This window comes from Streptococcus sp. FSL K6-1323 (genome assembly GCF_038630745.1).
In the GTDB taxonomy this organism is placed as follows: Bacteria; Bacillota; Bacilli; order Lactobacillales; family Streptococcaceae; genus Streptococcus; species Streptococcus salivarius_D.
In genome coordinates, this window is the sequence record NZ_CP152039.1 from 2105411 (window position 1) to 2131628 (window position 26218).

At 40.0% G+C, this 26218-nt stretch carries 33 protein-coding genes, 1 tRNA gene and 2 pseudogenes; 1 reads left to right on the top strand and 35 read right to left on the bottom strand.

The window, feature by feature from the left end; all coding sequences use genetic code 11:
- Nucleotides 1-7 precede the first annotated feature (7 nt).
- The 5 genes and pseudogenes from NST80_RS09865 to treP form a co-directional block, all read right to left on the bottom strand.
- Nucleotides 8-853: a hypothetical protein gene (locus tag NST80_RS09865; protein ID WP_002887035.1), complete on the bottom strand. Its 846-nt coding sequence runs from the start codon at nucleotides 851-853 to the stop codon at nucleotides 8-10.
- Between the two features lie 160 nt (nucleotides 854-1013).
- The gene (adhE, locus tag NST80_RS09870; RefSeq protein WP_002887036.1) at nucleotides 1014-3611 is read right to left on the bottom strand and encodes a bifunctional acetaldehyde-CoA/alcohol dehydrogenase; all 2598 of its coding nucleotides are present in this window, start codon (nucleotides 3609-3611) and stop codon (nucleotides 1014-1016) included.
- Nucleotides 3612-3751: 140 nt separating this feature from the next.
- On the bottom strand, nucleotides 3752-5647 hold the full coding sequence (locus NST80_RS09875) for a M13-type metalloendopeptidase (protein ID WP_118172206.1): 1896 nt from the start codon (nucleotides 5645-5647) through the stop codon (nucleotides 3752-3754).
- Between the two features lie 81 nt (nucleotides 5648-5728).
- Nucleotides 5729-7354 (bottom strand): annotated as a pseudogene (gene treC, locus NST80_RS09880) (alpha,alpha-phosphotrehalase).
- 60 nt (nucleotides 7355-7414) lie between these two features.
- Nucleotides 7415-9335, bottom strand: a pseudogene (treP, locus tag NST80_RS09885) (PTS system trehalose-specific EIIBC component).
- A gap of 186 nt (nucleotides 9336-9521) precedes the next feature.
- On the opposite strand from treP, the gene treR reads away from it, so the two are divergent.
- Nucleotides 9522-10232, top strand: coding sequence for a trehalose operon repressor (treR, locus tag NST80_RS09890; protein ID WP_183138285.1), 711 nt, complete (start codon nucleotides 9522-9524; stop codon nucleotides 10230-10232).
- Nucleotides 10233-10285: 53 nt separating this feature from the next.
- Here treR and NST80_RS09895 read toward each other — a convergent pair whose 3' ends face one another.
- From NST80_RS09895 to rpsS, 30 genes are all read right to left on the bottom strand, one after another.
- On the bottom strand, nucleotides 10286-10846 hold the full coding sequence (locus tag NST80_RS09895) for a TIGR01440 family protein (RefSeq protein ID WP_021144703.1): 561 nt from the start codon (nucleotides 10844-10846) through the stop codon (nucleotides 10286-10288).
- Nucleotides 10847-10861: 15 nt separating this feature from the next.
- Nucleotides 10862-11200 carry a hypothetical protein gene (locus NST80_RS09900; protein WP_183138286.1) on the bottom strand — a complete coding sequence of 113 codons (339 nt, stop codon included), beginning with the start codon at nucleotides 11198-11200 and terminating at the stop codon, nucleotides 10862-10864.
- Nucleotides 11201-11232: 32 nt separating this feature from the next.
- A complete protein-coding gene (locus NST80_RS09905) occupies nucleotides 11233-11589 on the bottom strand; it encodes a hypothetical protein (RefSeq protein WP_002885732.1) in 357 nt (118 codons plus the stop codon).
- 290 nt (nucleotides 11590-11879) lie between these two features.
- A complete protein-coding gene (locus tag NST80_RS09910; protein WP_064520875.1) occupies nucleotides 11880-12761 on the bottom strand; it encodes a class II fructose-bisphosphate aldolase in 882 nt (293 codons plus the stop codon).
- Nucleotides 12762-12906: 145 nt separating this feature from the next.
- Nucleotides 12907-12992, bottom strand: a tRNA-Leu gene (locus NST80_RS09915).
- 192 nt (nucleotides 12993-13184) lie between these two features.
- Nucleotides 13185-14480: a gamma-glutamylcysteine synthetase gene (locus NST80_RS09920; protein ID WP_183138287.1), complete on the bottom strand. Its 1296-nt coding sequence runs from the start codon at nucleotides 14478-14480 to the stop codon at nucleotides 13185-13187.
- 249 nt (nucleotides 14481-14729) lie between these two features.
- Entirely contained in the window at nucleotides 14730-15116 is a 387-nt protein-coding gene (gene rplQ / locus NST80_RS09925; RefSeq protein WP_002885709.1) for a 50S ribosomal protein L17, read from the bottom strand.
- Nucleotides 15117-15133: 17 nt separating this feature from the next.
- Nucleotides 15134-16072, bottom strand: a complete 939-nt coding sequence (locus NST80_RS09930; RefSeq protein WP_045769366.1) for a DNA-directed RNA polymerase subunit alpha — start codon at nucleotides 16070-16072, stop codon at nucleotides 15134-15136.
- A 48-nt stretch (nucleotides 16073-16120) separates the two neighbouring features.
- Nucleotides 16121-16504 (bottom strand): 30S ribosomal protein S11, encoded by a 384-nt coding sequence (rpsK, locus tag NST80_RS09935; protein ID WP_002885718.1) that lies wholly within the window; start codon nucleotides 16502-16504, stop codon nucleotides 16121-16123.
- A 26-nt stretch (nucleotides 16505-16530) separates the two neighbouring features.
- A complete protein-coding gene (gene rpsM / locus NST80_RS09940) occupies nucleotides 16531-16896 on the bottom strand; it encodes a 30S ribosomal protein S13 (RefSeq protein ID WP_002885820.1) in 366 nt (121 codons plus the stop codon).
- A 17-nt stretch (nucleotides 16897-16913) separates the two neighbouring features.
- A complete protein-coding gene (gene rpmJ / locus NST80_RS09945; protein WP_000868345.1) occupies nucleotides 16914-17030 on the bottom strand; it encodes a 50S ribosomal protein L36 in 117 nt (38 codons plus the stop codon).
- 25 nt (nucleotides 17031-17055) lie between these two features.
- Nucleotides 17056-17274, bottom strand: a complete 219-nt coding sequence (gene infA, locus NST80_RS09950) for a translation initiation factor IF-1 (protein WP_001040189.1) — start codon at nucleotides 17272-17274, stop codon at nucleotides 17056-17058.
- 117 nt (nucleotides 17275-17391) lie between these two features.
- A complete protein-coding gene (locus NST80_RS09955; RefSeq protein WP_002885632.1) occupies nucleotides 17392-18048 on the bottom strand; it encodes an adenylate kinase in 657 nt (218 codons plus the stop codon).
- 131 nt (nucleotides 18049-18179) lie between these two features.
- A complete protein-coding gene (secY, locus tag NST80_RS09960; protein ID WP_002892081.1) occupies nucleotides 18180-19475 on the bottom strand; it encodes a preprotein translocase subunit SecY in 1296 nt (431 codons plus the stop codon).
- 16 nt (nucleotides 19476-19491) lie between these two features.
- On the bottom strand, nucleotides 19492-19932 hold the full coding sequence (gene rplO, locus NST80_RS09965; protein ID WP_002885849.1) for a 50S ribosomal protein L15: 441 nt from the start codon (nucleotides 19930-19932) through the stop codon (nucleotides 19492-19494).
- A gap of 127 nt (nucleotides 19933-20059) precedes the next feature.
- Entirely contained in the window at nucleotides 20060-20242 is a 183-nt protein-coding gene (gene rpmD, locus NST80_RS09970) for a 50S ribosomal protein L30 (protein ID WP_002885773.1), read from the bottom strand.
- A gap of 14 nt (nucleotides 20243-20256) precedes the next feature.
- Entirely contained in the window at nucleotides 20257-20751 is a 495-nt protein-coding gene (gene rpsE, locus NST80_RS09975) for a 30S ribosomal protein S5 (protein ID WP_002885626.1), read from the bottom strand.
- 18 nt (nucleotides 20752-20769) lie between these two features.
- On the bottom strand, nucleotides 20770-21126 hold the full coding sequence (rplR, locus tag NST80_RS09980; RefSeq protein ID WP_002885810.1) for a 50S ribosomal protein L18: 357 nt from the start codon (nucleotides 21124-21126) through the stop codon (nucleotides 20770-20772).
- 89 nt (nucleotides 21127-21215) lie between these two features.
- Nucleotides 21216-21752, bottom strand: coding sequence for a 50S ribosomal protein L6 (gene rplF / locus NST80_RS09985; RefSeq protein ID WP_002887056.1), 537 nt, complete (start codon nucleotides 21750-21752; stop codon nucleotides 21216-21218).
- A gap of 126 nt (nucleotides 21753-21878) precedes the next feature.
- Entirely contained in the window at nucleotides 21879-22277 is a 399-nt protein-coding gene (rpsH, locus tag NST80_RS09990) for a 30S ribosomal protein S8 (RefSeq protein ID WP_002885642.1), read from the bottom strand.
- 122 nt (nucleotides 22278-22399) lie between these two features.
- A complete protein-coding gene (locus NST80_RS09995; protein ID WP_001085699.1) occupies nucleotides 22400-22585 on the bottom strand; it encodes a type Z 30S ribosomal protein S14 in 186 nt (61 codons plus the stop codon).
- A 17-nt stretch (nucleotides 22586-22602) separates the two neighbouring features.
- The gene (rplE, locus tag NST80_RS10000) at nucleotides 22603-23145 is read right to left on the bottom strand and encodes a 50S ribosomal protein L5 (protein WP_002887058.1); all 543 of its coding nucleotides are present in this window, start codon (nucleotides 23143-23145) and stop codon (nucleotides 22603-22605) included.
- A gap of 26 nt (nucleotides 23146-23171) precedes the next feature.
- Entirely contained in the window at nucleotides 23172-23477 is a 306-nt protein-coding gene (gene rplX, locus NST80_RS10005) for a 50S ribosomal protein L24 (protein WP_002885874.1), read from the bottom strand.
- Between the two features lie 80 nt (nucleotides 23478-23557).
- Nucleotides 23558-23926 carry a 50S ribosomal protein L14 gene (rplN, locus tag NST80_RS10010; RefSeq protein WP_002885711.1) on the bottom strand — a complete coding sequence of 123 codons (369 nt, stop codon included), beginning with the start codon at nucleotides 23924-23926 and terminating at the stop codon, nucleotides 23558-23560.
- A 24-nt stretch (nucleotides 23927-23950) separates the two neighbouring features.
- Nucleotides 23951-24214 carry a 30S ribosomal protein S17 gene (rpsQ, locus tag NST80_RS10015; protein ID WP_232585530.1) on the bottom strand — a complete coding sequence of 88 codons (264 nt, stop codon included), beginning with the start codon at nucleotides 24212-24214 and terminating at the stop codon, nucleotides 23951-23953.
- A gap of 24 nt (nucleotides 24215-24238) precedes the next feature.
- The gene (gene rpmC, locus NST80_RS10020) at nucleotides 24239-24445 is read right to left on the bottom strand and encodes a 50S ribosomal protein L29 (protein WP_002885754.1); all 207 of its coding nucleotides are present in this window, start codon (nucleotides 24443-24445) and stop codon (nucleotides 24239-24241) included.
- 9 nt (nucleotides 24446-24454) lie between these two features.
- Nucleotides 24455-24868, bottom strand: a complete 414-nt coding sequence (gene rplP / locus NST80_RS10025) for a 50S ribosomal protein L16 (RefSeq protein ID WP_000960950.1) — start codon at nucleotides 24866-24868, stop codon at nucleotides 24455-24457.
- Between the two features lie 3 nt (nucleotides 24869-24871).
- The gene (gene rpsC / locus NST80_RS10030; protein WP_002885727.1) at nucleotides 24872-25525 is read right to left on the bottom strand and encodes a 30S ribosomal protein S3; all 654 of its coding nucleotides are present in this window, start codon (nucleotides 25523-25525) and stop codon (nucleotides 24872-24874) included.
- 12 nt (nucleotides 25526-25537) lie between these two features.
- The gene (gene rplV, locus NST80_RS10035) at nucleotides 25538-25882 is read right to left on the bottom strand and encodes a 50S ribosomal protein L22 (RefSeq protein WP_002887063.1); all 345 of its coding nucleotides are present in this window, start codon (nucleotides 25880-25882) and stop codon (nucleotides 25538-25540) included.
- A gap of 15 nt (nucleotides 25883-25897) precedes the next feature.
- Complete coding sequence (gene rpsS / locus NST80_RS10040) at nucleotides 25898-26176, bottom strand: 30S ribosomal protein S19 (RefSeq protein WP_000533765.1); 279 nt, start codon at nucleotides 26174-26176, stop codon at nucleotides 25898-25900.
- Nucleotides 26177-26218: the final 42 nt, after the last annotated feature.

Sequence of the window (26218 nt, forward strand, 5' to 3'; positions counted from 1 at the left end):
TCCTTTTTTATTTATTTTTTGTAAAACTAATGTCACCGAATTCACTGTGTGCCTTGATAGTAAAGCCTTCATTGTTAGGCGTATAATCTAAGACATCACCTTTTTTAAAAGCATCTGAATCTCCAGCCTTATCCACAGTGATTGTTTGCTCCCAACGGTTAATATCTCCCGTAAAAGCAGTTGTTGTGACACGACCGGTTTTGGCATCGTAGGTATAGCTCTTTGGAAGTTCTTTCTTCACTGTCTCATCAAACTGTTTATAGTAGTCTTTTTCTGACAATGAATAACTATCAAAAACCTCCGAGAACTCCTCACCGTACTGACCTTTCAATTCAGTAACTCTACTCTGGTAAGCCTGATAAAGACCTTTACGATTGTAAACAAAGCTCACTTTTAAGTGAGCCTTATTGTCAGTAATACTCATTGCTGTATTGATATCGGTGATAAGATTTTGACCTTGTGGTAAAGCATTACTAACTTTATTCTTAGTATTAGCAGTATCTTTCAGAGTGGCTAACATTTTCTCACTAAAGGTTGGGCTTGTCCAATCGCCCTCAATGCTTGCGGCTCGATAACGGTATCCCATCACGAGACAAACGATCAAAAGTATGGTGAGTATCGCTGCAATCACACCTGATACCATCCCCACAATATTCTTTGAGGTTACTGGCTCCTTTGATTCTTTTACTTGTTGACTAGGATTGAATTGAACACTCACCATCCTATCAGCATTAAACTCTTTAAACTTATTAGTCGCTCTATTCCCTTCCATGAGAGCCCCCGATGGTCCCATTTTATGAGGCTTAAGAGGGTGTGCTGTTTCACCCAAGCTAAGCCCTTCTTCTTTTGTCATAGGAATCTCCTTATCTTGCTGTAAGGTTATTATAACAATTCTTAAAGCGTTTTTCTATCTTATTCAAGAAAGTCCTTTATTTTTAATTTGGATAAACACTCTAATATAGAAGATTCCTGGCAAAAAAAGTAGCCCTTATAGAGCTACTTTAGTCTATCACTTACCCTTTATAATCAAAGGCAATTTCGATAATTTCTTTCAATTCTGAAATAAGCGGTTCTTTCGGATTAGCTGTTGTACATTGGTCTTCATAAGCATGTTCGGCCAAAGTATAGGCAGTGTCTTGAAGAAGTTTCTTAGTGACACCTTGTCCCTTCCAGTTCATGTCAATACCAACGGCAATACCTAATTCGTATACTTTTTGTGCCAAAAGTTCAACCAATTCAGCATCTGATTGTTTGTCAGTACCCCATCCCATGAAACGAGCAATATCAGCATAATCCTTGTCTGCACGGAAGTAGTCATATTTAGGGAACATGGCGTGTTTTTGAGGATCACGACCATTGTAGCGGATAACGTGAGGTAGAAGAATTGCATTGGTACGTCCGTGTGGAATATTGTACATTGGACCAATCTTATGTGCTAATGAGTGACTAATACCAAGGAAGGCATTGGCAAAGGCCATACCAGCCATTGTTGACGCATTATGCATTTTTTCACGTGATTCTTCATCACCAAAACGGTAAGAATGTTCAAGATTTTCAAAAACAAGTTTAATCGCTTGAAGTGAAAGTCCGCGTGTATAGTCGCTAGCCATGACTGATACATAAGATTCAATAGCGTGAGTCAAAACGTCCATACCTGTATCTGCCGTAACGCTGGCAGGTACACTCATAACCAAAGCAGGGTCGACGATAGCAATATCCGGAGTCAAAGCGTAATCTGCCAATGGATACTTGATATGAGTTTCACTATCAGTGATAACCGCAAATGACGTTACTTCTGAACCCGTACCTGAAGTTGTAGGGATACAGATAAATGTGGTCTTTTCAGCATATGGAATCTTATAGGTACGTTTACGAATATCTAAGAATTTTTGTTTAGCACCGAAAAAGCTTACATCTGGGTGTTCAAAGAACATCCACATAGCCTTAGCCGCATCCATTGCAGAACCACCACCAAGGGCAATAATGACATCTGGTTGGAAGTCTACAAAGCGTTCCAAGCCTTTATAAACCGTATTCGTAGATGGGTTAGGCTCAACATCTGAGAAAACTTCAATCATTGGATCGTGACGGTTGAGTTCCAATTGGCGTTTAACCAAGGCAGCGTAGCCAAACTGAACCATACCTGGATCACAGACCAACATTACACGCTTAGCTTTGATATGACGCAGATATGTTATTGAGTCTTTTTCAAAGAAGATTTTTGGTGGGACGCGAAACCATTGCATATTATTGCGACGCTTTGACAATGTTTTTACGTTAAGAAGGTCAAATGAACTAACATTGTGAGAGATTGAGTTGTGTCCGTATGAGCCACAACCAAGAGTCAATGATGGGATCATGTTATTGTAGATATTACCGATACCACCTTCAGCTGATGGGCTATTTACCAAGACACGGCAGGCTTTCATGCGAATACCATATTGGAGTTGGAGCTCTTCATTTTCAGTGTGGATAACAGCTGTGTGTCCGAGACCACCCAAATTGAGCATACCTTCTGCTTTTTTGAATCCATCTTCAACGCCATCAGATTTGATAAGGGCAAGTACTGGAGACAATTTTTCCAAGGCAAGTGGGTGTTCCATTGTTGCATCTGGAATTTCTGCCAAAAGCAATTTTGTACCTGCAGGAACTTTAAGACCAGCTTTTTCAGCGATTTCAATAGCTGAGTGACCTACAATGGCACCATTTACAGCTGTACGCGCTTCATTAAGAACGACTTTTTCCAATTTAGCAATGTCGGCTTTTTTAGAAATGATGACACATTGATGTGCTTCAAATTCAGCCTTAACTTCGTCATAAATAGCTGCATCAACGATAGCTGCTTGTTCAGAAGCACAAATCATACCATTGTCAAAACTCTTTGAAAGAATGATATCGTTGACAGCACGTTTAACTTTAGCATCTGCCGCAATATAGGCAGGTACATTCCCAGCTCCTACACCAAGTGCTGGTTTACCAGTTGAGTAAGCTGCTTTAACCATACCAGGTCCACCAGTCGCAAGTACTGTGGCAATCTTAGGATGGTTCATCAAGAGACCAGTCGCTTCGATAGATGGCTCTTCAATCCACTGAATACAGTTCTTAGGTGCACCAGCTTCAATAGCAGCATCACGAACAATGCGCGCAGCTTCTGCTGATGATTTTTGAGCTGATGGGTGGAAGGCAAATACAATTGAGTTACGTGTTTTCAACGCAATCAAAGCTTTGAAAATAGTAGTAGATGTTGGATTAGTTGTTGGAGTTACCCCACAGATAACACCTACCGGCTCAGCGATAGAGACCAAACCTTGCTCTTTATCTTCAGCAATAACACCGACTGTCTTGTCATTTTTGATGCTATTCCAAATATATTCAGAAGCATACATATTTTTTATAGCTTTGTCTTCATAAATACCACGACCTGTTTCGTCAACAGCCAATTTTGCAAGATACATGTGTTTATCAAGCGCTGCGATTGCTGCATGGTGAACAATGTGATCCACTTGCTCCTGTGTAAAGTCAGCCATTTCATTGAGGGCTTCAACCCCCTTTATTGCCAATTCATCAATTACTGTTTGAATATCTTTAGTTTGTTTAATTTCTTTAGTCATATAAAACTCCTTTTAAGCACTTGTTAAAAAAATCACAAGCTTTTGAACAATATTATTATAGCTCTTTATTCAATTTTTGTAAACCCTTACAACGACAAAAATAAAGAAATCCATCCATTTTAGGACAGATTTCATCATTATTACCAAATAATCACACGATCTTCTGGGGCACGCCACATGCCGTCGCCTTCTTTAACGTCAAATTCCTTGTGGAATTCGTCGAAGTTGCTCACGATAACATTGGTGCGCCATTTAGCCGGAGCATGCACATCCACGCTAGCTAACATTTGCATGTATTCTTCACGTGCTTTCATACGCCAGATTGTCGCAAAATTAACAAAGAACTCACGAACTGAAAAATCCTTATCTCGTTTAGCGGCCTCTAAGGCACAGGCTACACCACCGAGGTCAGCAACATTCTCAGAAACAGTCAATTTACCATTGACCTTGGCACCATAAGAATCCAAGCCCTCAAACTGATCCACAATCTTGTCAGTACGTTCCTTAAAGGCTGCATAGTCTTCCTCAGTCCACCAGTTCTTAAGACTACCATTCTCATCAAAGGAAGCTCCGTTTGTATCAAAGGCATGGGAAATCTCGTGAGCAATGACAGCACCAATACCACCATAGTTGGCTGATGAGCTTTGTGCAATATCATAGAAAGGTGCTTGAAGGATAGCTGCTGGGAAAACAATTTGGTTCTGCTGTGGATCATAGTAAGCATTAACCATGTGGGCAGGCATATGCCACTCACTACGATCAACAGGTTGATTCCACTTGCTCCAACTATGTGCAACTGAAATTTCGACTAACTTCTGTGCATTATCAACAAGTGACAAGTTCTCATCAATAATCTTCTTATCATATGTCTCAGGTAGTTTTTCTGGATAACCGATATGAGGTGTGATGACATTGAGTTTCGTAATAGCCTTTTCACGTGTCTCAGGAGCCAACCAATCTGCTGTTTGAAGGCGTGATTTATAAACATCAATCATAGTTGCCACCTTCGCTTCAACATCTGCTTTTGCTTCTGGAGAGAATTTTTCGCCTGCATACCAAAGTCCAAGAGCCTGATTGTAATGTCCTTGTGCCAAATAGTAGGCTCCTTTTTTCTTGTCCCAGGCTTGTGGTGTTCCTGAAAGCGCACGACCATATTTTCCAAATAGAACACGAAGTTCGTCTGTCAAATAGGCATTCCAAATTGTCGTAGCATCGATAAGTAGGCTCGCCTTAAGTAGCTCCCAATTATCTTCTGAATAATATTCTGCCGCAAATTCTGTCCAGAAGCGCTCTTCAGGAACGATAACTTTATCAGGAACTTGTCCCAAGATTTCTGTGAAGATGTTATCAAGTGGGAGTTCCGGTGCTAGCTTGGTAAAGTCTTCCCAATCATATGGGTGGTAGAGTTCCACATACTCGGAAGATTCTTCACTCGAAAGGACATACTTGGCCAACTTAGCATCAAGGGCGATAACCTTGTCCAAGATATCTTTGATTTCTTCAGCTGTAAAGCCATATTTCTCAAGGAGTTCTTCTTCCATTTCACGCCAAATTCCTAAAAGCTCCTTGCCCTTCTCATTATCCTCAGTGTAATAGGTTGTATCAGGTAAAATAATACTTGGCGCTGCTGCCCAGAGGACATTTAATTGAGCATTCATAAAGTCTGGAGATACACCGAATGGGAACGCATTAGGTTTACCAGACATCTCGTACTCAGCAATTTTCGAAGCAAATTCTGAGAATGAGGAAAGCTTCTTGTATTCTTCAATCCAAGGTTTAACAGGCTCGATACCCAATGCCTCACGTTTGTCAAAGTCCGCAGCCATACGGTGAAACTTAATGAAGTTTTGTAGAATAGCATTGTCTGGAATATTCTCTCCTGCCAACCACTGATCAGTCGTTTCAAGCATAAGGTCTTCAATTTCATCTGCTAAATCTGAGAAACCACCTGTACGTGGCTTATCATCGGGAATCACTGCTGTTTTTTCCCACTCACCATTAATCGCATGGTAAAAATCATCTTGTAAGCGTGTCATTACACTTCCTCCATCAACATTAAAAGTGCTTTCATTATAACAAAATTCCCCAGCAAAAGCATTTACTGAGGAAAGTTTGGCTTATTTTACTAAGATTGCTAGGGTTTGATAAGGCTTAAGACTTACCTTTTCAGCAAGCTCTGCATCGTCATAGTTTGATAAGAGCACGCGCCCTGACTGGTATTCTGCTGGAATCTCCACTTCTGCTTCACTTCCATAAAAATTATTGAGTACCAAGAGTTTTTGACCATCTAAGTGACGTTCAAATGCATAGACTTGTTGACTATCTTCAAGTGCCGGCTGATAGCTGCCTTCTGAAATAATCGGCATTTCTTTACGCAAGCGAATCAATTCTTTATAGAATTTAAAGATTGGTCCGTCGATTTCATTTTCAACGTTGATGTCTTTGTAAGATTTACCAGCTTTCAACCATGGAGTGTCTGTTGAAAAACCTGCATTTTCAGAAGCATCCCATTGCATTGGCGTACGTGAATTATCACGTGACTTAGCTTGGATAATCTTAAAGGCTTGCTCAGGAGACTTACCTTGGTCCAAAAGCATCTGGTAGGCATTGATGGATTCGACATCCACATAATCTGCCATAGAATCATAGTCTGGATCAATCATTCCAATCTCTTCGCCCATGTAGATATACGGAGTTCCACGTGACAAGTGAATGCTAGCTGCTAGCATGGTCGCTCCTTCATTACGGAAGTTCTTGATATCTACAAAGCGATTCAAGGCACGAGGTTGGTCATGGTTATTCCAGAAAAGGGCACTCCAACCACCACGTTCACTCATTTCCTTGCCCCAAGTATGATAGAGACGTTTGAGCTCTTCAAAATCAAAAGGAGTAATGGTTCATTTTTGACCATCTTCATAGTCTACTTTAAGATGATGGAAGTTAAAGGCCATAGACAACTCGTGGCGCTCCAGTGCTGAATACAAAACACAGTTGTCAATGGTTGTCGATGACATCTCTCCAACTGTCATAAAGCTATCATCAGAACCAAAGGTCGCTTCATTCATCATACGAAGATAGTCATGAACAATTGGTTTATCCGTATAAGCTGGTTTCCCTTCATTTTCAGGGCAATCCACCAAGACCTCATCTTTCCCAATCAAATTGATCACATCGAAACGGAAACCTCTAACTCCCTTGTCACGCCAGAAGTTGACCACCTTGAACAACTCCTTACGAACATTGGGATTACGCCAATTGAGGTCTGCCTGTGTTTCATCAAAGAGGTGAAGATAGTATTTCCCTGTATCTCCAAAAGGAGCCCAGGCAGAACCACCAAATTTAGATAACCAATCGGTTGGTTGGTCCTGAATGAAGAAGAAATCTTGGTAATACTTGTCACCAGCCAATGCTTTTTGGAACCACTCATGCTCCGTTGAGCAATGGTTAAGTACCATGTCTAGCATGAAATCAATCTTGTGCTCCTTACCGACACGGACCATTTCTTCAAAATCAGCCATATCTCCAAAGACAGGGTTGACGGCTGTATAGTCTGAAATATCGTAACCATTGTCACGTTGTGGGCTCGGATAGAAAGGATTGAGCCAAACCATATCCACGCCCAACTCTGCTAGATAAGGAATTTTTTCAATGATTCCTCTGAAATCACCGATTCCATTTCCTGTAGTGTCCTTATATGATTTTGGATAAATTTGGTAAACAACCTTTGTTTTATCTAATGCCATTTGTTTAACCTCTTTTTAACAAGGGGGCGGAGCCTTGATACCTCCACCCCTCATGTGTCATTATTTTGTACGTGTTGCAGTCATGAGAACATCCCCACGTTTGATATCACGTGGAAGATCACCTTCAACATCTGCTTGGAAATCATCTTGATTTGTAATGATTACTGGAGTCTCAGTGACCAAACCAGCTTCTTTGATAACATCCATATCAAAACTAATCAATTGTTGACCAACAACAACTTTATCACCTTGTTCAACATGAGCCTCAAACCCTTTTCCGTCAAGACTAACCGTATCCATACCAATGTGCATTAGCATTTCAACACCTTCTTCAGAAACGATACCTACGGCGTGCTTAGTTGGGAAGAGTACTGTCACTGTACCATTCACTGGTGAAACCAATTCACCTTGACTTGGTTCAATCACGACACCTTGTCCCATGACACCTGATGAGAAGACAGGATCTGTTGCTTGGCTAAGCGGTTTAACTTGGCCAGCAAGTGGGCTAACAACCTCTGCTGACTCAGCAAGAACCGTTGGTTGTACCAAACCTTCTGAAGCTTCTTTAAGCGCTTCTTGTGCATGCCCATCTTCCTCTGTTTTCGTTAAAAATCCAGTTTTGTGGAAGAGGAATGTCAATACCATAGCAACTACAATATCAACAATCATAATAATCGCAAAGATTGCCCAATATTGAGGTTTAATTGAGAGAATAGCTGGAAGACCACCGATACCAATAGAGTTTGCTTGAACTCCAAAGACTGCTGAGAGCAATCCTGACAAGGCAGAGGCAGACATACCTGCTACTAATGGATAGACATACTTAACGTTAACACCAAAAAGTGCTGGTTCAGTGACACCAAGATAAGCTGAAATAGTTGCTGGAAGTGAAATTTGTGCTTCACGTTCATCGTGACGTTTAATAAAGTAGTACGCAAATACTGCTGAACCCTGTGCAATGTTAGAGAGGGCAATCATCGGCCATAAACCAGTACCACCAGCAGTACGCACCAACTCAAGGTCAATCGCATTAGTCATATGGTGAAGACCAGTGATAACAAATGGTGCATAGATGGCACCAAAGATCGCACCGAAGAGCCATTTAACAGGACCAGTCAAACCGGCCAATACCACACCTGAGATAAGGCCTCCAAGCCACCAACCAATTGGACCAAGAACAGCGTAAGAAAGGATAACTGCTGGAACCAATGATAAGAGTGGCACAAAGATCATTGAGATAACTTCTGGAATATATTTACGCCAGAAAATTTCAAGATAAGAGAGTGTCAAACCAGCCAAGAGTGCTGGAATAACTTGTCCTTGGTAACCAACTTTTTCAAAACCAAGGATAAAGTGTGGAACATCTCCCGCAGCCTTGTGAGCCGCATATTCATAGGCACTAAGCAAGCTAGGATGAACCAAGCAAATCCCAAGTACAATACCAAGAATTTGACTTGTCCCCATCTTACGAGAGACAGACCATGTGATACCTACTGGCAAGAAACCAAAGATAGCACCACTGATGACTGAAACAATTTCATTAACCCCTTCCCAGAATTTCGAGACCTCAACAATTGTTTTACCACCTAGATTACTGAATTGGATACTACCCAAGACATTTTGCAGACCAAGAAGAAGCCCCCCCAACAATCAAAGCTGGAATCAAAGGCGTAAAGATCTCCGCCAAGGTTGTCATAACACGCTGAACTGGGTTTTGGTTGCTCTTGGCAGCTGATTTAGCAGCTTCTTTAGAAACACCTTCAATCCCTGATACAGCAGTGAAATCGTTATAAAAGATTGGCACATCATTACCAATGATAACTTGGAATTGACCTGCATTGGTGAAGGTCCCCTTAACAGCAGGAATGGCTTCGATTGTTTTCACATTTGCCTTCTTGTCATCACCAAGAACAAAACGCATACGCGTCGCACAGTGAGTAACAGCAGTCACATTTTCTTTACCACCGATTGCAGCAAGCAGATCTTTGGCTTATTGTTCAAATTTACCCATTTGAATCTCCTTTTCTTTTTTGACAATATCTGATTGACTTGATAAACCGATTGTAAACGATTGCAAATTTGTCTGCAAGTGTTCCGGTGTTTTTTTAACATATTTTTGTAAAAAAACATCGGTTGTATGTTTTTTTACCTACAAATGAGGAGAAAGATGAAAAAATATCAGATTATTTATAAGGATTTAGAAAAAGCTATCCATGAGCAAAAGTATCAAGTGGGAGACTTTCTCCCCACCGAGCAAGAACTGGTTCAATCTTACCAGGTTAGTAGAGATACTATACGAAAGGCATTAACCTTACTCGTTGAAGAAGGCTTGGTCAAAAAAATTCATGGCTCTGGTTCTCAGGTTATTAACCAGGAACAAATCAACTTTCCTGTGTCTGACCTTACTAGTTACCAGGAGCTAATCGAGCAACAAGGCCTTAATTCGCAAACCAACGTTATTTCTCTGGATAAAATCATTGTTGATTCAAATCTCTCAGAAAGAACTGGTTTTTCTAATAGCCGACAGGTTTGGCGTGTTGTTCGTCAAAGAGTCGTTGATAGCTGTGCCTCTGTTATAGATATTGATTACCTAGACGCCAGCCTTGTTCCGCAACTAAACCGTAGCATTGCTGAATACTCTATTTACGACTACATTGAGAATCAGATCAACCTTAGCATTTCCCACGCCTTTAAAGAAATCACTATCGATAATGCTACCGATCAGGATAAGATTCTTATCGACCTAGGTAAGGACCAGCACGTCGTCTGTGTCCGTTCAAAAGTTTATTTAAACAATGGAAAACAGTTCCAATTTACGGAAAGTCGCCACAAACTTGAAAAATTCAAATTTGTTGATTATGCCAAGCGCCATCATTAAAACGAAAAGCCCAGCTAACAGAAAAAGTATCGGACATTCTTGTCCGATACTTTTTAGTTTTTACGGATAGGATCTGCTAGATACTCCGCACGAGCACCACCAATTAACTTAGGACGACTAGCCAAAGCAGTCACATGGGCACCACCTAATTCTGGAATAATAGGGCGAAGAGGAACTTGGACCCTCTTCACATGCATACCAATAGAGGTATCTCCAATATCAATACCAGCCTGAGCGACAATTTCCTCCACCTCAACAGGATCCTTCATATAGTCGAAAGCAGCCAGCTGACCACTTCCCCCAGCGTGCAAGGTAGGAAGAACATTCACAATTTCCAAATCTTTAGCCATGGCAAGCTCACGCTCGACAACCAAAGCACGATTCAAATGTTCACAGCCCTGAACAGCCAAGTAAATCCCTTTAGGTTCCAAAACCTCAAGAATAGTTTTCACAATTCGTTGACCAATTTCGCGGCTAGAGGCTTTGCCGATAGTCCCACCAGCAACCTCACTGGAAGACAGGCCCAAGACAAAGATAGCTCCTCTCCCAATAGCTGAACGTTCAACAATATCTTCTACAAGCACACGTGTCTTCTCTTCTAAATCTAGCAACATCACAACAGCCCTCCTTTAGACAACAGCTGTATTCAGGATTCGCACAATAAGATAGTACAGAATCACAAAAAAGATAAGGAAAAATACCCCTAATAATAATAACTGCCTACGGCGTTTCTTACTTAGATCCCAAGAGAAACCAAATCCCATCAAAAAAGGACCAACACTATAACTTAGCATAAACCATAAATCTACGCGTGCTATAAGCCAAAAAGAAGAAATAAAGGCCACCAAACCAATTAAGGATAAAATCCAAGAAAAGTCCCAACGATCTGATTTAGCAAAAGCCAAACCTATTAAGAAGCAACCCAAGGCAGGCATGATAATAAATGATAGGGTCATAAAATAAAACATGCCATTATTATAGCATGTTTTACAGTTTCATGTTAGTGGCGGTTAATAACACCATAAGCAATAGTGAATGCAATAGCAGCAATACCTACAACGATTGCCATGATAGCCCAAAAAATAGTCATCGCACGGCGTCCCTTACGATTGTTGAAAGGAAGTCCCCAACCAACCATGATAACACCTAGCAATCCAAGCCAGATTTTATAAGTGATAACAATTGCCGAATCAAAATAGGCAAAAGCAACCAAACCTAAACCTAGCAAAGAAATCAAATAAGACCACTTACCCTTCAAAAATGAAGGCAAGGCCCAACCAAATAACACTAAACCTAGTAGAGCAAGAGCTCCACCACCAAAAAATACAGGTACAATATAATTATCAAACATATTCATATTATAGCATATCTTAAAAAGTTAGGAAATAGAATCTATCAACCAAAGCCATATCCACTCTTTAAAATTTGTTTACTCTCAATCACAGATTAATTACTATTTATTTTGGTACAAAAAAACAAGATCCGAAAAGGACCTTGTTTTAATAAGCTAATTAAGCTTTGTTTGCGCTACTTCTATAATCAAAACGAACTGAAATTTAGAAATCGGGGGCAAAATGGGGGCAAAACATAAGAAAAAGGCTTGTCCATGTTGGACAAACCCTTTATTTTCAAGCTTATATAGTCTAATTAAGCTTTGTTTGCTGAACCGAATACGTCGATACGTTCTTCAACAGCTTCTGTAATAGCTTCGAAACCTGGTTTCAAGAATTTACGTGGGTCGAAGAGTTTCTTCTTGTCGTATTCTGCTTCATTTGCTTCGTATTCAGCAACAAATTTACGTGTTGCGTTAGCAAATGCGATTTGACATTCAGTGTTAACGTTAACTTTAGCAACACCAAGTTTGATAGCTGCTTGGATTTGATCGTCAGGAATACCTGATCCACCGTGCAATACGATTGGGAAGTTAGGAACAGCTTCTGTCAATTTTTGCAAGTGGTCAAGGTGAAGTCCGCTCCAGTTTTCTGGGTAAGGACCGTGGATGTTACCGATACCTGCTGCAAGGAAGTCGATACCAGTTGCAACCATAGCTTTAGCATCTTCGATTGGTGCCAATTCACCATCACCGATGATACCATCTTCTTCACCACCGATTGTACCAACTTCAGCTTCAACTGATACACCGTTAGCGTGTGCAAATTCAACAACTTTAGCTGCTTTTTCAAGGTTTTCTTCAACTGGAAGGTGTGAACCATCAAACATAACTGAAGTGTAACCTACACGGATACATTCCAAAGCATCATCGTAGTGACCGTGGTCAAGGTGAATAGCAACTGGTACAGTGATACCCATTGATTCAACCAATTCTTCGATAAGAACTTTACACAATTTGTAACCACCCATGTACTTAGCTGCACCCATAGAAGTTTGGATAAGTACTGGAGCTTGTTTAGCTTCTGCTGCACGCAAGATAGCTTGAGTCCACTCAAGGTTGTTTGTGTTAAATCCACCAACTGCGTAACCATTATCACGAGCTGCTTGGACAAATTTTTCTGCTGAAACGATTGCCATTATAAAGGCCTCCTATATTTTTTTGGGTTTGAACCCGTTTACAAGTTTATTCTATCACAATTAGACTCAAAAAACTAGCTTTTCTACAATTTGTAAGCGTTTTGATTTTTTAATACAAAAAAACCAGTCATCTGACTGGTTACTCTGCGGAAAGAGGGACTTGAACCCTCACGACCTAAAGCGGTCACAGGATCCTTAGTCCTGCGCGTCTGCCAATTCCGCCATTTCCGCTAACAACATTAGTTATTATATCAAGATTGACAACTCGTGTCAATACTTTTTTTGAAAGTTTTTATAACTTTCTCTTGTCTCTTTCGAAACAACTACTATATAATACCATTTATTGTTTGCTGACGTCAATACTTTTTTGCCTTTTTTTAAATTTTTTAGCAAAAGTTATCTATGTATATCTTTTATCAAAGGTTAAGCTAAACTCTTATTCAGTTTATCTAATTTCTCTCTAAGGGGAGCTAAGTAGACTTCTTCTCCAAAACCACGCGATTTTAAGCCATCCTCAGCACAAGACAATAGCGATTCTGTCAAAGGTAAAATCATTTTGAGATCTGTAGCAGAAATATCCTTTTTCGAAAATAAACGACGAATTTTAGGAAAATCATAGTCAAATGCTTCAAAAAAAGGTGAGTCATTCAAAATATTTTCCAAATTTTCCAAATTGACTAAAAGACCAAGGTGAAAGGCTGCTGGTGCAAAGGTTGATGAGAAAGGTTGGGTACAAACACTGCGAAACTCAATCGTCCCTCGCGTCGTTAAATCTTGGAATTGATAAGAACGGTGAGTCTTAAAATCTTCCTCACTTGGCTCAATAGTGACTACTTCGCCATGAATAGAGTGTGCTTTGACAGATGACGTACTGAGATAGTCTTTAGCACGTATTGGTTCAAAATAGTAGGTTTCATCACCACGCTTAGCAGTAAAAATGGCTGTCTCAGACAAGTAAGAAAAATAGTCATCTACGCTCTTAAACACCTTGGGAAATACCCCTGCATTTTCCTCAAACACACCATGCATGGAAATCTCCCAGAAAACATCACGAGAAAGCGCTAAATCCCAATCTGAGCCCCAAAATTCAGAGTTTGCCAATAATACTGCTTTGGGTCCCTCTATTTGATTAAAAGCATTTAAAACCCTTAAATAGGACGTTTTTGAAACATCTAACTGTACCTGACTCCCACAGATGAAAGAACCATATTCTGGATAATCATGAAAGAAAGGATCCTTCTTTGCTTTAGATAGCTCGAGAAAATCCATAAGCATCTCATAACGAGGAGATTTAACAGGTCTGTTGTCATTTTTTGCCCAGTTTGGATTCACTCCCCAACCTTGCAACTCATGATTATGATTCTGCAGATAAGGTTGGATTATACCGAGGTAAGTATCCAAACGTTCCTCAACCTCAGAGATTCTTTCAGCCTTTGCAAAAGCAAACTCAATCGTATTGTAGGAGACTTCAAAAAGAATCATATCTCCAGAAGCTTTATCGATAAGCTGAATGGGATTGTTATCAGAATCATACTTATCAGCTTGAAAATCAAAATTATCCAAGAGATAGACTAGTAACTGTTTTGTAAGAGAGACATCTGTAGCATTACCACTCAAATTAACAACTGGGTATTCCAACTCAATCCCCACAAATAATTCCGGTTGCTCCTTAATTGGCTCATAATACCTTTGCTTAAGCAGTTCCTTGGCTGTTGTCAAAATAATGTCCCCCTTTTTGAAATAAGCTTATTTCATTATATCAAAATATTCAGACGATTTATAGCCCAAAAAAACGCCTGCTTACGAAAAATAACAGTATTACCTTTCGTAAACAAGCGTTACATGCTTATTTATTCCCATTTTTATGATGAGTGTTCCCGCTAGGCGTTTGCCCAGCGGTAGACCAGAGCTAGACTAAGAAAAGCTAAGCTATTCCATCATCATAACACTCAACAAAATTGATAAAAATTAAACAAGTTCGATGATTGCCATTGGGGCAGCATCGCCACGACGTGGTTCTGTTTTAAGGATACGAGTGTATCCACCGTTACGTTCAGCATAACGAGGTGCGATTTCTGAGAAAAGTTTTTGAAGAGCAGTTGTTGATGTATATTTATCAGTTGCTTCATCATAGCTTTCAGATGCAATTTCGTTACGTACAAATGCAGCTGCTTGACGACGTGCGTGCAAATCACCACGTTTACCAAGAGTGATCATTTTTTCAACTGTTTTACGGATTTCTTTAGCACGTGCTTCAGTTGTAACGATTGCTTCGTTAATGATAAGATCTGTAGTCAAATCACGAAGAACCGCTTTACGTTGTGAGCTTGTGCGTCCAAGTTTACGGTAAGCCATGTTATCCTCCTATATTATTATTTATTGTTTTTGAGTCCAAGTCCAAGATCAGCCAACTTAACTTTGACTTCTTCAAGAGATTTACGACCTAGGTTACGGACTTTCATCATTTCAGGCTCAGTTTTTTCTGTCAAATCATGAACGGTATTAATACCGGCACGTTTCAAACAGTTATATGAGCGTACAGACAAATCAAGTTCTTCGATGGTACGGTCAAGCACCTTTTCATCGTTCACTTTTTCAGTTTCTTTCATTACATCAGTAGCTTTAGCAACGTCAGTAAGGTCAGTAAACAAGTTCAAGTGTTCAATCAAAACGCGAGCCGAGAGACCGAGGGCATCTTCAGGGATGATTGTTCCGTTTGTCATGATTTCGATTGTCAATTTATCAAAACCATCGTTGCTACCTACACGGGCAGGTTCAACTTGATAATTGACTTTTTTCACTGGTGTGTAGATTGAATCTACAGCCAATGTTCCCACTGGTGCATCATCTTTCTTGTTTTCATCTGCTGGAACATAACCACGGTTTGTAGCTACTGTCATAGTCGCTTTCAAAGAAGCTCCTTCAGCGATAGTGAAAAGATAATGATCAGGGTTAACAATTTCAATGTCGCTATCAGTCAAGATATCTCCAGCAGTAACTTCAGCTGGACCTTGGACATCAAGTTCAATTGTTTTTTCGTCTTCGACGTAAGATTTTACAGCAAGTCCTTTAATATTAAGGATGATTTGCATCACGTCTTCACGGACGCCTGGTACGGTATCAAATTCGTGGAGTACTCCATCAATCTTAATTGATGTTACGGCAGCACCTGGAAGTGATGACAAAAGTACACGACGAAGAGAGTTACCCAAAGTTGTACCATAACCACGTTCTAGTGGTTCGATGACAAATTTGCCGTAATCTTTATTTTCATCAATTTTTGTTATTATTGGTTTTTCAAACTCAATCATTTATTATACTCCCTCGAAACGAACCTTGTGTACTATTGTTATTAAAGATTACACACGACGACGTTTTGGAGGACGACAACCATTATGTGGTACAGGTGTTACATCACGGATTGCTGTTACTTCAAGACCTGCAGCAGCAAGAGCACGGATAGCAGACTCACGACCTGAACCAGGACCTTTAACAGTTACTTCAACTGTTTTAAGACCATGTTCTTGTGCAGATTTAGCAGCAGCTTCTGAAGCCATTTGTGCAGCAAATGGTGTAGATTTACGAGAACCTTTGAAACCAAGAGCACCAGCTGATGACCATGCTACAGCGTTACCATGCACATCTGTAATCATAACAATAGTGTTATTGAAAGTAGCGTGAATGTGAGCAATACCAGATTCGATATTCTTTTTCACACGACGTTTACGTGTTGGTTTAGCCAATGTTTTTACCTCCTATTTTATTTTAATTATTTTTTCTTACCTGCAATCGCAACAGCTTTACCTTTACGAGTGCGGGCATTGTTTTTAGTGTTTTGTCCACGGACAGGAAGTCCACGACGGTGACGGATACCACGGTATGAACCGATTTCCATCAAACGTTTGATGTTAAGGTTAACTTCACGACGAAGGTCACCTTCAACTTTGATTGCATCCACTTCGCGACGGATAGCGTCTTCTTGATCGTTTGTCAAATCTTTAACGCGGATGTCTTCAGAAACGCCTGCAGCAGCCAAGATTTTCTTAGATGTTGCAAGTCCGATACCGTATACGTAAGTAAGTGAAATTACTACACGTTTATCGTTTGGAATGTCAACTCCAGCAATACGAGCCATGATTTCTCCTTTCTATATTATCCTTGACGTTGTTTGTGTTTTGGATTTGTTGGACAAATTACCATAACACGACCGTTACGACGAATAACTTTACAGTATTCGCAAATTGGTTTAACCGATGGTCTTACCTTCATGTTTTAATCCCTCCAATTATTTCGATTATTTAAAGCGGTATGTGATGCGTCCACGTGTCAAATCATAAGGACTCATTTCAACAGTCACACGGTCACCGACCAAAATACGAATGTAGTTTTTACGGATTTTACCAGAAACTGTCGCCAAAATTTGGTGTCCATTTTCCAATTCAACAGTAAACATAGCATTAGGCATAGTTTCTACAACTTTACCTTCAATTTCAATCACGTCTTCTTTTGCCACGCAAAAGTACCCCCTAAAATTTCGATTTGATTTCCTCTGAGCACAGAGGTAACAATTATAAGTCAGACTAAAGTATTATAACATGCTTAAGTCTGATACGCAAGTAAGATTATATAATTATTTAATTGCTGCAATCGCTTTTTTAACATCAGCGAATACATCATCGATATCTTGGTTACCTTGAATATCTGATACAAGACCAAGCTCACGATAATGTGCAATAATTGGCTCACCCTGAGCAATGTTTACATCAAGACGACGTTTAACAGTTTCAGGTTTGTCATCTTCACGTTGGAAGAATTCATGTTCGCCACAAACATCACATGTTCCTTCAACCTTAGTTGGGTTGAATACTTTATGGTAAGTTGCACCACATGAGCGACAAATGAAACGACCTGAAAGACGTTCAACCAAGCTCTCTGGATTAACTTCAATATTGATTACACCGTCAAGTTTAATACCAAGTGCTTTCAATGTTTCATCCAATGCATGAGCTTGCTCAATAGTACGTGGATAACCATCAAGCAAGAAACCTTTTTCAGCAATATCAGATTCAGCCAAACGCTCTTTAACGATTCCGTTTGTCACTTCATCTGGTACCAATTCACCTTTATCGATGAATGATTTTGCCAAAGTTCCCATTTCTGTTTGGTTAGCCATAGCAGCACGGAACATATCACCAGTTGAGATGTGAGCTACACCAAATTCTTCAACAATTTTTGCAGCTTGAGTCCCTTTACCAGCACCTGGTAGACCCATAATTAAAAGATTCATCTTACGAACTCCTTATTTTTGTTTTCAAATAACTCTATCAAAGTTTAAAAACATTGGTAGAGTTATCAAAAAACAAAAGAGAAGGGACAGAAAGTAACCTTTCTTTCCCTCTCAATTGTTCATGAGAAGACTTAGTCTTCAAGATTCATAAATCCAACGTACTGACGTTTCAATAGGTAACCTTCGAGTTGTTTCATACCTTCGATACCAGTTGAAATCAAGATCAAGAGAGATGTACCACCAAGCGCGATTGAGCTTGTAAGGTGCATAAACTGTTGAGCCGCAATTGGAGCCAATGAAATAAACGCGAGAAATACAGCCCCGATTGTTGCCAATCTCTTAAGCAATGAAGACATATACTTTTCAGTCTCACGACCTGGACGAACACTAGGAATGTAAGACCCATTCTTTTGAAGATTTTCTGCAGTTTTTTCAGGATTTACTTGGACAAATGTGTAGAAGAATGAGAACAAGATAATCAATATTGCGTAAGTAATCATTCCACTAGGCGTATTATACGAGAGTAGTCCTTGTAAGTGTGATAACCATGTAACCTTCGAGAAGAATGGAAGAATAGTACTAGGAATTGTTGTAATCGAGCTAGCAAAGATAACGGGAATAACACCAGCTGGATTAACTTTCAATGGAAGGTAAGAACTCGTTGGAGCCCCTTGAACCAATTTAGTATATTGAATTGGAATTTGATATTCTGCCTGTTGAACAAATGTCGTAAAGAAGACAATCGCCAAACCTACCACAATTAGCAAAGCAACTATGATATATGAACGAGTCAATTCTCCTGAACGAACGTTGACAAAGAAATCCTCGTAAATTGTTGAGAACATTTTTGGAATAGAAGCAATGATCCCTGAAAAGATAATCATTGACACACCATTACCAAAACCTTTATCTGTGATTTGTTCACCAAGCCATGTCACAATTATGCTACCAGCAGTTAGAATTGTCCCAATCAATAGGTAGGTTGAAACATTTGGTGTTTTAACCAATGAAATTGATGAGAGAGTATTAAAACTTGCTGTAATACCAATCGATTGAACAAAGGCTAAAACAAGAGTAATATAGCGAGTCGCTTGGTTCAATTTACGACGACCAACTTCCCCTTGTTTGCCCCACTCTACAAATTTTGGATAAATATCCATCTGCAAAAGTTGGACAATGATTGATGCTGTAATGTAAGGACTAACCCCCATCGAGAAGATAGAGAAGTTATTCATGGCATTACCAGACACCAAGTTAAGCATGTTCAAGAAAGGTAAATCACTTAATTGTTTCAAACTTTCCGCATTGATACCAGGAACTGTTACATGAGTCCCTACACGAAAAACGAAAATAATGAAGATTGTAAATAAAATCTTATTACGAACGTTTTTGACTTTCAATGCGTCTTTTAATAGTTTAAAGAACATAATGAGTTACCCCTCATTAGATGACTTCGATTGAACCACCTTTAGCAGTGATAGCTGCTTCAGCAGATTTTGAGAATTTAGCTGCTTTAACAGTCAATTTCTTAGTCAATTCGCCGTTACCAAGAACTTTAACGCCTGATTTTTCAGCACGAACGATTCCAGCTTCTTTAAGAACTGCTGGAGTTACTTCTGTACCATCTTCAAAGACGTTCAATTGATCAAGGTTTACAAGTGCGTATTCTTTAGCGTTGATGTTAGTGAATCCACGTTTTGGAAGACGACGGAACAATGGAGTTTGTCCACCTTCAAATCCTGGACGTACGCCACCACCGCTACGAGCTTTTTGACCTTTTTGACCACGGCCTGAAGTTTTACCGTTACCAGATGAAGTACCACGACCTACACGGTTACGGACTTTACGAGAACCTTCAGCAGGTTTCAATTCATGAAGTTTCATTATTATTTTCTCCTCTTTTTGTAAAATGCTAGCGCCTCTAACCAAGTAAGGTAGCTTAATTAGAAACTCGCCTATACATGAAATTCAGTTTAAGTCGCAAGGGAACCCTCACGACTTAAATCAATTTTTATTTAACGTCTTCTACAGTTACCAAGTGAGATACTGCGTTGACCATACCACGGATAGCAGCGTTGTCTTCTTTAACAACTGAGCTATTCAATTTACCAAGTCCAAGAGCAACAACTGTTTTACGTTGTTCTGGTTTGCGTCCGATTGGAGACTTAGTCAAAGTAATTTTAATTTGAGCCATTGTTATCTCCTTTCTTATGCCAAGTCAGATACTGAAATGCCACGAAGAGCCGCAACTTCTTCAGCACGTTTAAGTTGTTTCAATCCTTCAACAGTCGCACGAACGATGTTGATTGGAGTGTTTGAACCGAGTGATTTAGATGTTACATCAGCAACACCAGCCAATTCGATGACGGCACGAACTGCACCACCAGCGGCAACCCCAGCCCCTTCAACAGCTGGTTTCAACAATACTTTCGCTCCACCAAATTCTGAACGAACTTCGTGAGGAATAGTTGTACCAACCATAGGAACTTCGATAAGGTTTTTCTTAGCTGCTTCAACTGCTTTACGGATAGCTTCTGGAACCTCTTGAGATTTACCAGTACCAAATCCTACGCGACCATTACGGTCACCAACAACAACAAGAGCAGCAAAACGCATGTTGCGTCCACCTTTTACAACTTTAGTAACACGGTTGATAGCAACTACGCGTTCTTCAAGTTCTACTGCATTATCTTTAAATGCCATTATTAAGTGTCCTCCCTATTAGAATTTCAATCCGTTTTCACGAGCTGAGTCAGCCAAAGCTTTAACACGTCCGTGATAGAGATATCCACCGCGGTCAAACACCACTTCAGAAATACCTTTAGCTACTGCGCGTTCAGCAACAAGTTTACCGACAACAACGGCTTGTTCTGTTTTAGTTCCTTTAGAAACTTCTTTATCAAGAGTTGATGCACTTGCGAGCGTTACACCCGCTACGTCATCAATAACTTGAGCGTAGATGCCTGTATTAGAACGGAAAATGTTCAAACGTGGGCGATCAGCAGTTCCAGAGAGTTTTCCGCGAACGCGACGGTGGCGTTTTTGGCGGAGTTTGTTTTTATCTGGTTTCGAAATCACAATTTTCACCTCTTAATTATAATGCTTGCTCATAAGAGCTTTTGGTAAAGAGACAATCCAAAAAGAATTGCCAAAAGAATAAAATCCTATTATTTACCAGTTTTACCTTCTTTACGACGTACGTATTCACCAACGTAACGGATACCTTTACCTTTGTAAGGTTCTGGTGAACGAAGGCTACGGATGTAAGCAGCTGTTTGACCAACAACTTCTTTGTTAATACCACTTACAACGATTGAAGTTGCAGATGGTACTTCAAAAGTAATACCTTCTGGAGCTTCAACTTCGTCTTGGTGAGATTTACCAACTGAAAGAACAAGTTTTGTTCCTTGGAGTTGCGCACGATATCCGACACCGCGCATTTCAAGTTCTTTTTTGAAACCTTCAGAAACACCAACAACCATGTTGTTCAAGTTTGCACGTGAAGTACCGTGGATTGTTTTGTTTTCTTTTGAGTCGTTTGGACGGTGAAGTGTAACTTCGTTGCCTTCAACTTTGATTTCAATGTTTTTGTTAAACTCACGAGTGAGTTCGCCTTTAGGTCCTTTAACAGTAACAACGTTATCGTTGTTTGTTACTTCAACACCAGCAGGCAAAGTAATAACTTTATTACCAATACGTGACATAGTATTTAATTCTCCTGTTAGATTATCAAGCCACAAAGTGACTAGTTTTCACGGGGATGAGTTTCATCGAATATAATCAACGAAACTCGCACAAATCATTTGAGATAAGTGCTTAGTATCAGCTTCTTACCAAACGTAAGCGATAACTTCTCCACCAACGTTCTTTTGACGAGCTTCTTTGTCAGTCAAAAGACCTTCTGAAGTAGAGATGATCGCGATTCCAAGTCCGTTAAGAACTTTAGGAACATCTTCACGTTTAGAGTAAACACGAAGACCTGGTTTTGAGATACGTTTCAAGTTAGTGATAACACGTTCACCGTTTTGTCCGTATTTCAAGAATACGCGGATGATACCTTGTTTGTCATCTTCGATAACTTCAACGTTTTTTACGAAACCTTCACGTTTAAGGATTTCAGCGATACCTTTTTTAATGTTTGATGCAGGTACTTCAAGTACTTCGTGTTTAGCTTGGTTAGCGTTACGAATACGTGTCAAGAAATCTGCAATTGGGTCAGTCATAACCATTTTATATTTTCTCCTCTTACTAGTAGTTTGAATAATTCACTTGCTAGTTAATGATTGAGCTAGGCTCAGATTGTGTTTAATACAATCAAATTAGGTAAAACTAAATTGATTGTACCATGTTTTTACCAAGAAGCTTTGGTAACACCTGGAATTTGACCTTTGTAAGCCAATTCACGGAAGCAAACACGGCAAAGTTTAAATTTGCGATAAACTGAGTGTGGACGTCCACAACGTTCGCAACGAGTGTAAGCTTGCGTAGAGAACTTCGCAGGGCGTTTGTTCTTAGCAATCATTGATTTTTTAGCCAATTTATTTACCTCCTAGATTATTTTGCAAAAGGCATTCCAAGGCCTTTAAGCAATTCACGACCTTCTTCGTCAGTGTTAGCAGTAGTTACGATAACGATATCCATACCACGTACTTTATCAACATCGTCGAAGTTGATTTCTGGGAAGATAAGTTGTTCTTTAACACCAAGTGTGTAGTTACCACGTCCATCAAATGATTTAGTTGGAACACCATGGAAGTCACGAACACGTGGAAGTGATACTGATACCAATTTATCCAAGAATTCGTACATGCGTTCACCACGAAGGGTAACTTTAGCACCGATCGCTACACCTTCACGAAGACGGAAGCCAGCGATTGATTTCTTAGCTTTAGTAATCAATGGTTTTTGACCTGAAATAAGTGCCAACTCAGCAGCAGCTTTTTCAAGAGTTTTAGCGTTGTTTACAGCTTCACCAACACCCATGTTGATAACGATTTTATCAACTTTTGGCACAGCCATAACTGAAGAATAGTTAAATTTTTCAGTCAAAGCTGGAATTACTTCGTTAGTGTATTTTTCTTTAAGACGGTTAGCCATTTAATACTTTCTCCTTTCCTTCGTGATTAGTCAAGCACTTCGCCTGATTTTTTGTTGTAACGAACTTTTTTGCCGTCAACAACTTTGTAACCTACACGTCCAGCTACACCGTTCTTGTCAAGAACTTGAACGTTTGAAGCATGGATTGGTGCTTCTTTTTCCACGATAGCACCTTGAGGGTTTTCAGCTGATGGTTTTTGGTGTTTTTTGATGATTGCAACACCTTCAACAACAACTTTGTTTACTTTTGGAAGAGCTTTAAGAACTACTGCTTCAGTTCCTTTGTCTTTACCAGCAATAACGCGAACTTTATCGCCTTTTTTTACAAACATTTGAGTATTTCTCCTATTATTTCTTACGCCCTAATGGGCACCCTGACTATATCAGGGGACTAAGTTTGTGTTAATTCAGATTAAAGTACTTCTGGCGCCAAAGATACGATACGCATGTATCCACCTTCACGCAATTCACGTGCAACAGGGCCAAAGATACGAGTTCCACGAGGAGTTTTGTCATCGCGGATGATTACTGCAGCGTTGTCATCAAACTTGATGTATGAACCGTCTGGACGGCGAGCACCAGTTTTTGTACGAACGATAACAGCTTTAACAACATCACCTTTTTTAACAGCTCCACCTGGTGTAGCTTGTTTAACAGTTGCAACGATAACGTCGCCGATGTTAGCGAATTTACGTCCTGAACCACCAAGAACTTTGATAGTCAAGATTTCACGAGCACCGCTATTATCAGCAACTTTTAAGCGACTTTCTTGTTGAATCATTTCAATTGTCTCCTTTTAGTTTTATTAGATAATAACAGCTTCTTCCACAACTTCTACAAGACGGAAGCGTTTTGTAGCTGAAAGTGGGCGAGTTTCCATGATACGAACGATATCGCCTTCTTTAGCAACGTTGTTTTCATCATGTGCTTTGTATTTTTTAGAATAGTTGATACGTTTACCATAGACTGGGTGGTTACGTTTAGTTTCAACTACAACTGTGATTGTTTTATCCATCTTGTCAGATACTACGCGTCCAACAAGGGTTTTACGTTGATTACGTTCCATTATTAGAATTGCTCCTTTCCCAATCTATTATTTGATTTCAGATTGCACAGTTTTAACACGTGCAATTTGTTTTTTCACTTCGTTCAAACGGGCAGTTTGATCAAGTTGACCTGCTGCAGCTTGGAAACGAAGGTCGAAAAGTTCTTTCTTAAGTTCGTTTTCTTTTTTAGCAAGCTCTTCTTGAGACAAGCCACGAAGCTCAGCAACAAACTTTTTGATTTCTTCAAGTTTCATGTCTTCTCCTTATTCTGCTTCACGTTTCACGAATTTACATTTAACTGGCAATTTGTGGCTAGCAAGACGAAGTGCTTCACGTGCAACTTCTTCAGAAACACCTGCGATTTCGAACATTACTTTACCACGTTTAACTGGTGCTACCCAACCTTCAGGTGCCCCTTTACCAGAACCCATACGTACACCGATAGCTTTAGCAGTGTATGATTTGTGTGGGAAGATCTTGATCCAAACCTTACCACCACGTTTCATGTAACGAGTCATGGCAATACGAGCAGCCTCGATTTGACGGTTTGTGATCCAGTGGCTAGTTGTAGCTTGAAGACCGTATTCACCGAATGATACTTCTTTACCACCTTTAGCCTCACCGCGCATTTTTCCACGGAATTCACGACGGTGTTTAACACGTTTAGGTACTAACATTTGTTATTTGCCTCCTTTAGTGTTTTTACGAGCTGGAAGAACTTCTCCACGGTAGATCCAAACTTTAACACCAAGTTTACCGTAAGTTGTGTCAGCTTCTTCCCAAGCGTAATCGATATCAGCGCGAAGTGTGTGAAGTGGAACTGTACCTTCAGAGTATCCTTCTGCACGGGCGATATCTGCACCGTTCAAACGACCTGATACTTGAGTTTTGATTCCTTTAGCTCCAGCACGCATTGCACGTTGGATAGCTTGTTTTTGTGCACGACGGAAAGCAACACGTTGCTCAAGTTGACGAGCAATTGTTTCACCAACAAGGTGAGCGTCCAAATCAGGTTTCTTGATTTCAACGATGTTGATGTGTACTTGTTTTCCAGTCAATTTGTTAAGTTGAGCGCGAAGAGCGTCAACGTTTGATCCACCTTTACCGATAACCATACCTGGTTTAGCAGTGTGAAGTGAAACAATAACTTTGTTTACAGCACGTTCGATTTCAATAGTTGAAACTGAAGCGTCTGCAAGTTCTTTTTGAATGAATTTGCGGATTGCCAAATCTTCGTGAAGGTAATCTGCGTATTCTTTTTCAGCATACCATTTCGCATCCCAGTCACGGATGATCCCGACACGCATACCAATTGGATGTACTTTTTGACCCACGAGTTTACCTCCTTATTTTTCTGACACAACTACAGTTACGTGAGTTGTGCGTTTGTTGATTGGTGAAGCTGAACCTTTCGCACGTGGACGGAAACGTTTCATTGTTGGTCCTTCGTTTGCGAATGTTTCAGATACTACCAAGTTAGCTTTTTCCAAACCAAAGTTGTTTTCTGCGTTAGCGATAGCAGAGTTAAGAGTTTTCTCAACAATGCGTGCTGCTTTGTTTGGAGTGAATTTCAAGATTGCGATTGCATCAGCAACGTTCTTACCACGGATAAGATCAAGAACAAGACGTGTTTTACGAGGTGAAACACGCACTGTACGAGCCATTGCTTTAGCTGAAGTAATTTCTGCCATTGTGTCCTCCTCCTATTAACGACGTGTTTTCTTATCGTCAGCTGCGTGACCTTTGTAAGTACGAGTTGGTGCAAATTCACCAAGTTTGTGACCTACCATGTCTTCTTGGATGTAAACAGGAACGTGTTTACGTCCATCATAAACTGCGATAGTGTATCCGATGAAACTTGGGAAAATCGTTGAACGACGTGACCAAGTTTTAATTACTTTTTTCTTTTCGTCATTTGCTTGAGCTTCAACTTTTTTCATCAAATGCTCATCGACGAAAGGTCCTTTTTTAAGACTACGTCCCATTTTGTAGTTTTCTCCTTTAAATTGAATGTACCACAGCGGCTT

Coding starts and splice junctions, on each gene's coding strand:
- NST80_RS09865 (WP_002887035.1), bottom strand. CDS start 853: ATGACAAAAGAAGAAGGGCTTAGCTTGGGTGAAACAGCACACCCTCTT.
- adhE (WP_002887036.1), bottom strand. CDS start 3,611: ATGACTAAAGAAATTAAACAAACTAAAGATATTCAAACAGTAATTGAT.
- NST80_RS09875 (WP_118172206.1), bottom strand. CDS start 5,647: ATGACACGCTTACAAGATGATTTTTACCATGCGATTAATGGTGAGTGG.
- treR (WP_183138285.1), top strand. CDS start 9,522: ATGAAAAAATATCAGATTATTTATAAGGATTTAGAAAAAGCTATCCAT.
- NST80_RS09895 (WP_021144703.1), bottom strand. CDS start 10,846: ATGTTGCTAGATTTAGAAGAGAAGACACGTGTGCTTGTAGAAGATATT.
- NST80_RS09900 (WP_183138286.1), bottom strand. CDS start 11,200: ATGTTTTATTTTATGACCCTATCATTTATTATCATGCCTGCCTTGGGT.
- NST80_RS09905 (WP_002885732.1), bottom strand. CDS start 11,589: ATGAATATGTTTGATAATTATATTGTACCTGTATTTTTTGGTGGTGGA.
- NST80_RS09910 (WP_064520875.1), bottom strand. CDS start 12,761: ATGGCAATCGTTTCAGCAGAAAAATTTGTCCAAGCAGCTCGTGATAAT.
- rplQ (WP_002885709.1), bottom strand. CDS start 15,116: ATGGCTTACCGTAAACTTGGACGCACAAGCTCACAACGTAAAGCGGTT.
- NST80_RS09930 (WP_045769366.1), bottom strand. CDS start 16,072: ATGATTGAGTTTGAAAAACCAATAATAACAAAAATTGATGAAAATAAA.
- rpsM (WP_002885820.1), bottom strand. CDS start 16,896: ATGGCTCGTATTGCTGGAGTTGACATTCCAAACGATAAACGTGTAGTA.
- rpmJ (WP_000868345.1), bottom strand. CDS start 17,030: ATGAAGGTAAGACCATCGGTTAAACCAATTTGCGAATACTGTAAAGTT.
- NST80_RS09955 (WP_002885632.1), bottom strand. CDS start 18,048: ATGAATCTTTTAATTATGGGTCTACCAGGTGCTGGTAAAGGGACTCAA.
- secY (WP_002892081.1), bottom strand. CDS start 19,475: ATGTTCTTTAAACTATTAAAAGACGCATTGAAAGTCAAAAACGTTCGT.
- rplO (WP_002885849.1), bottom strand. CDS start 19,932: ATGAAACTTCATGAATTGAAACCTGCTGAAGGTTCTCGTAAAGTCCGT.
- rpmD (WP_002885773.1), bottom strand. CDS start 20,242: ATGGCTCAAATTAAAATTACTTTGACTAAGTCTCCAATCGGACGCAAA.
- rpsE (WP_002885626.1), bottom strand. CDS start 20,751: ATGGCATTTAAAGATAATGCAGTAGAACTTGAAGAACGCGTAGTTGCT.
- rplF (WP_002887056.1), bottom strand. CDS start 21,752: ATGTCACGTATTGGTAATAAAGTTATTACTTTGCCTGCTGGTGTTGAA.
- rpsH (WP_002885642.1), bottom strand. CDS start 22,277: ATGGTTATGACTGACCCAATTGCAGATTTCTTGACACGTATTCGTAAC.
- rplE (WP_002887058.1), bottom strand. CDS start 23,145: ATGGCTAACCGTCTTAAAGAAAAATACACTAACGAAGTAATTCCAGCT.
- rplX (WP_002885874.1), bottom strand. CDS start 23,477: ATGTTTGTAAAAAAAGGCGATAAAGTTCGCGTTATTGCTGGTAAAGAC.
- rplN (WP_002885711.1), bottom strand. CDS start 23,926: ATGATTCAACAAGAAAGTCGCTTAAAAGTTGCTGATAATAGCGGTGCT.
- rpmC (WP_002885754.1), bottom strand. CDS start 24,445: ATGAAACTTGAAGAAATCAAAAAGTTTGTTGCTGAGCTTCGTGGCTTG.
- rplP (WP_000960950.1), bottom strand. CDS start 24,868: ATGTTAGTACCTAAACGTGTTAAACACCGTCGTGAATTCCGTGGAAAA.
- rplV (WP_002887063.1), bottom strand. CDS start 25,882: ATGGCAGAAATTACTTCAGCTAAAGCAATGGCTCGTACAGTGCGTGTT.
- rpsS (WP_000533765.1), bottom strand. CDS start 26,176: ATGGGACGTAGTCTTAAAAAAGGACCTTTCGTCGATGAGCATTTGATG.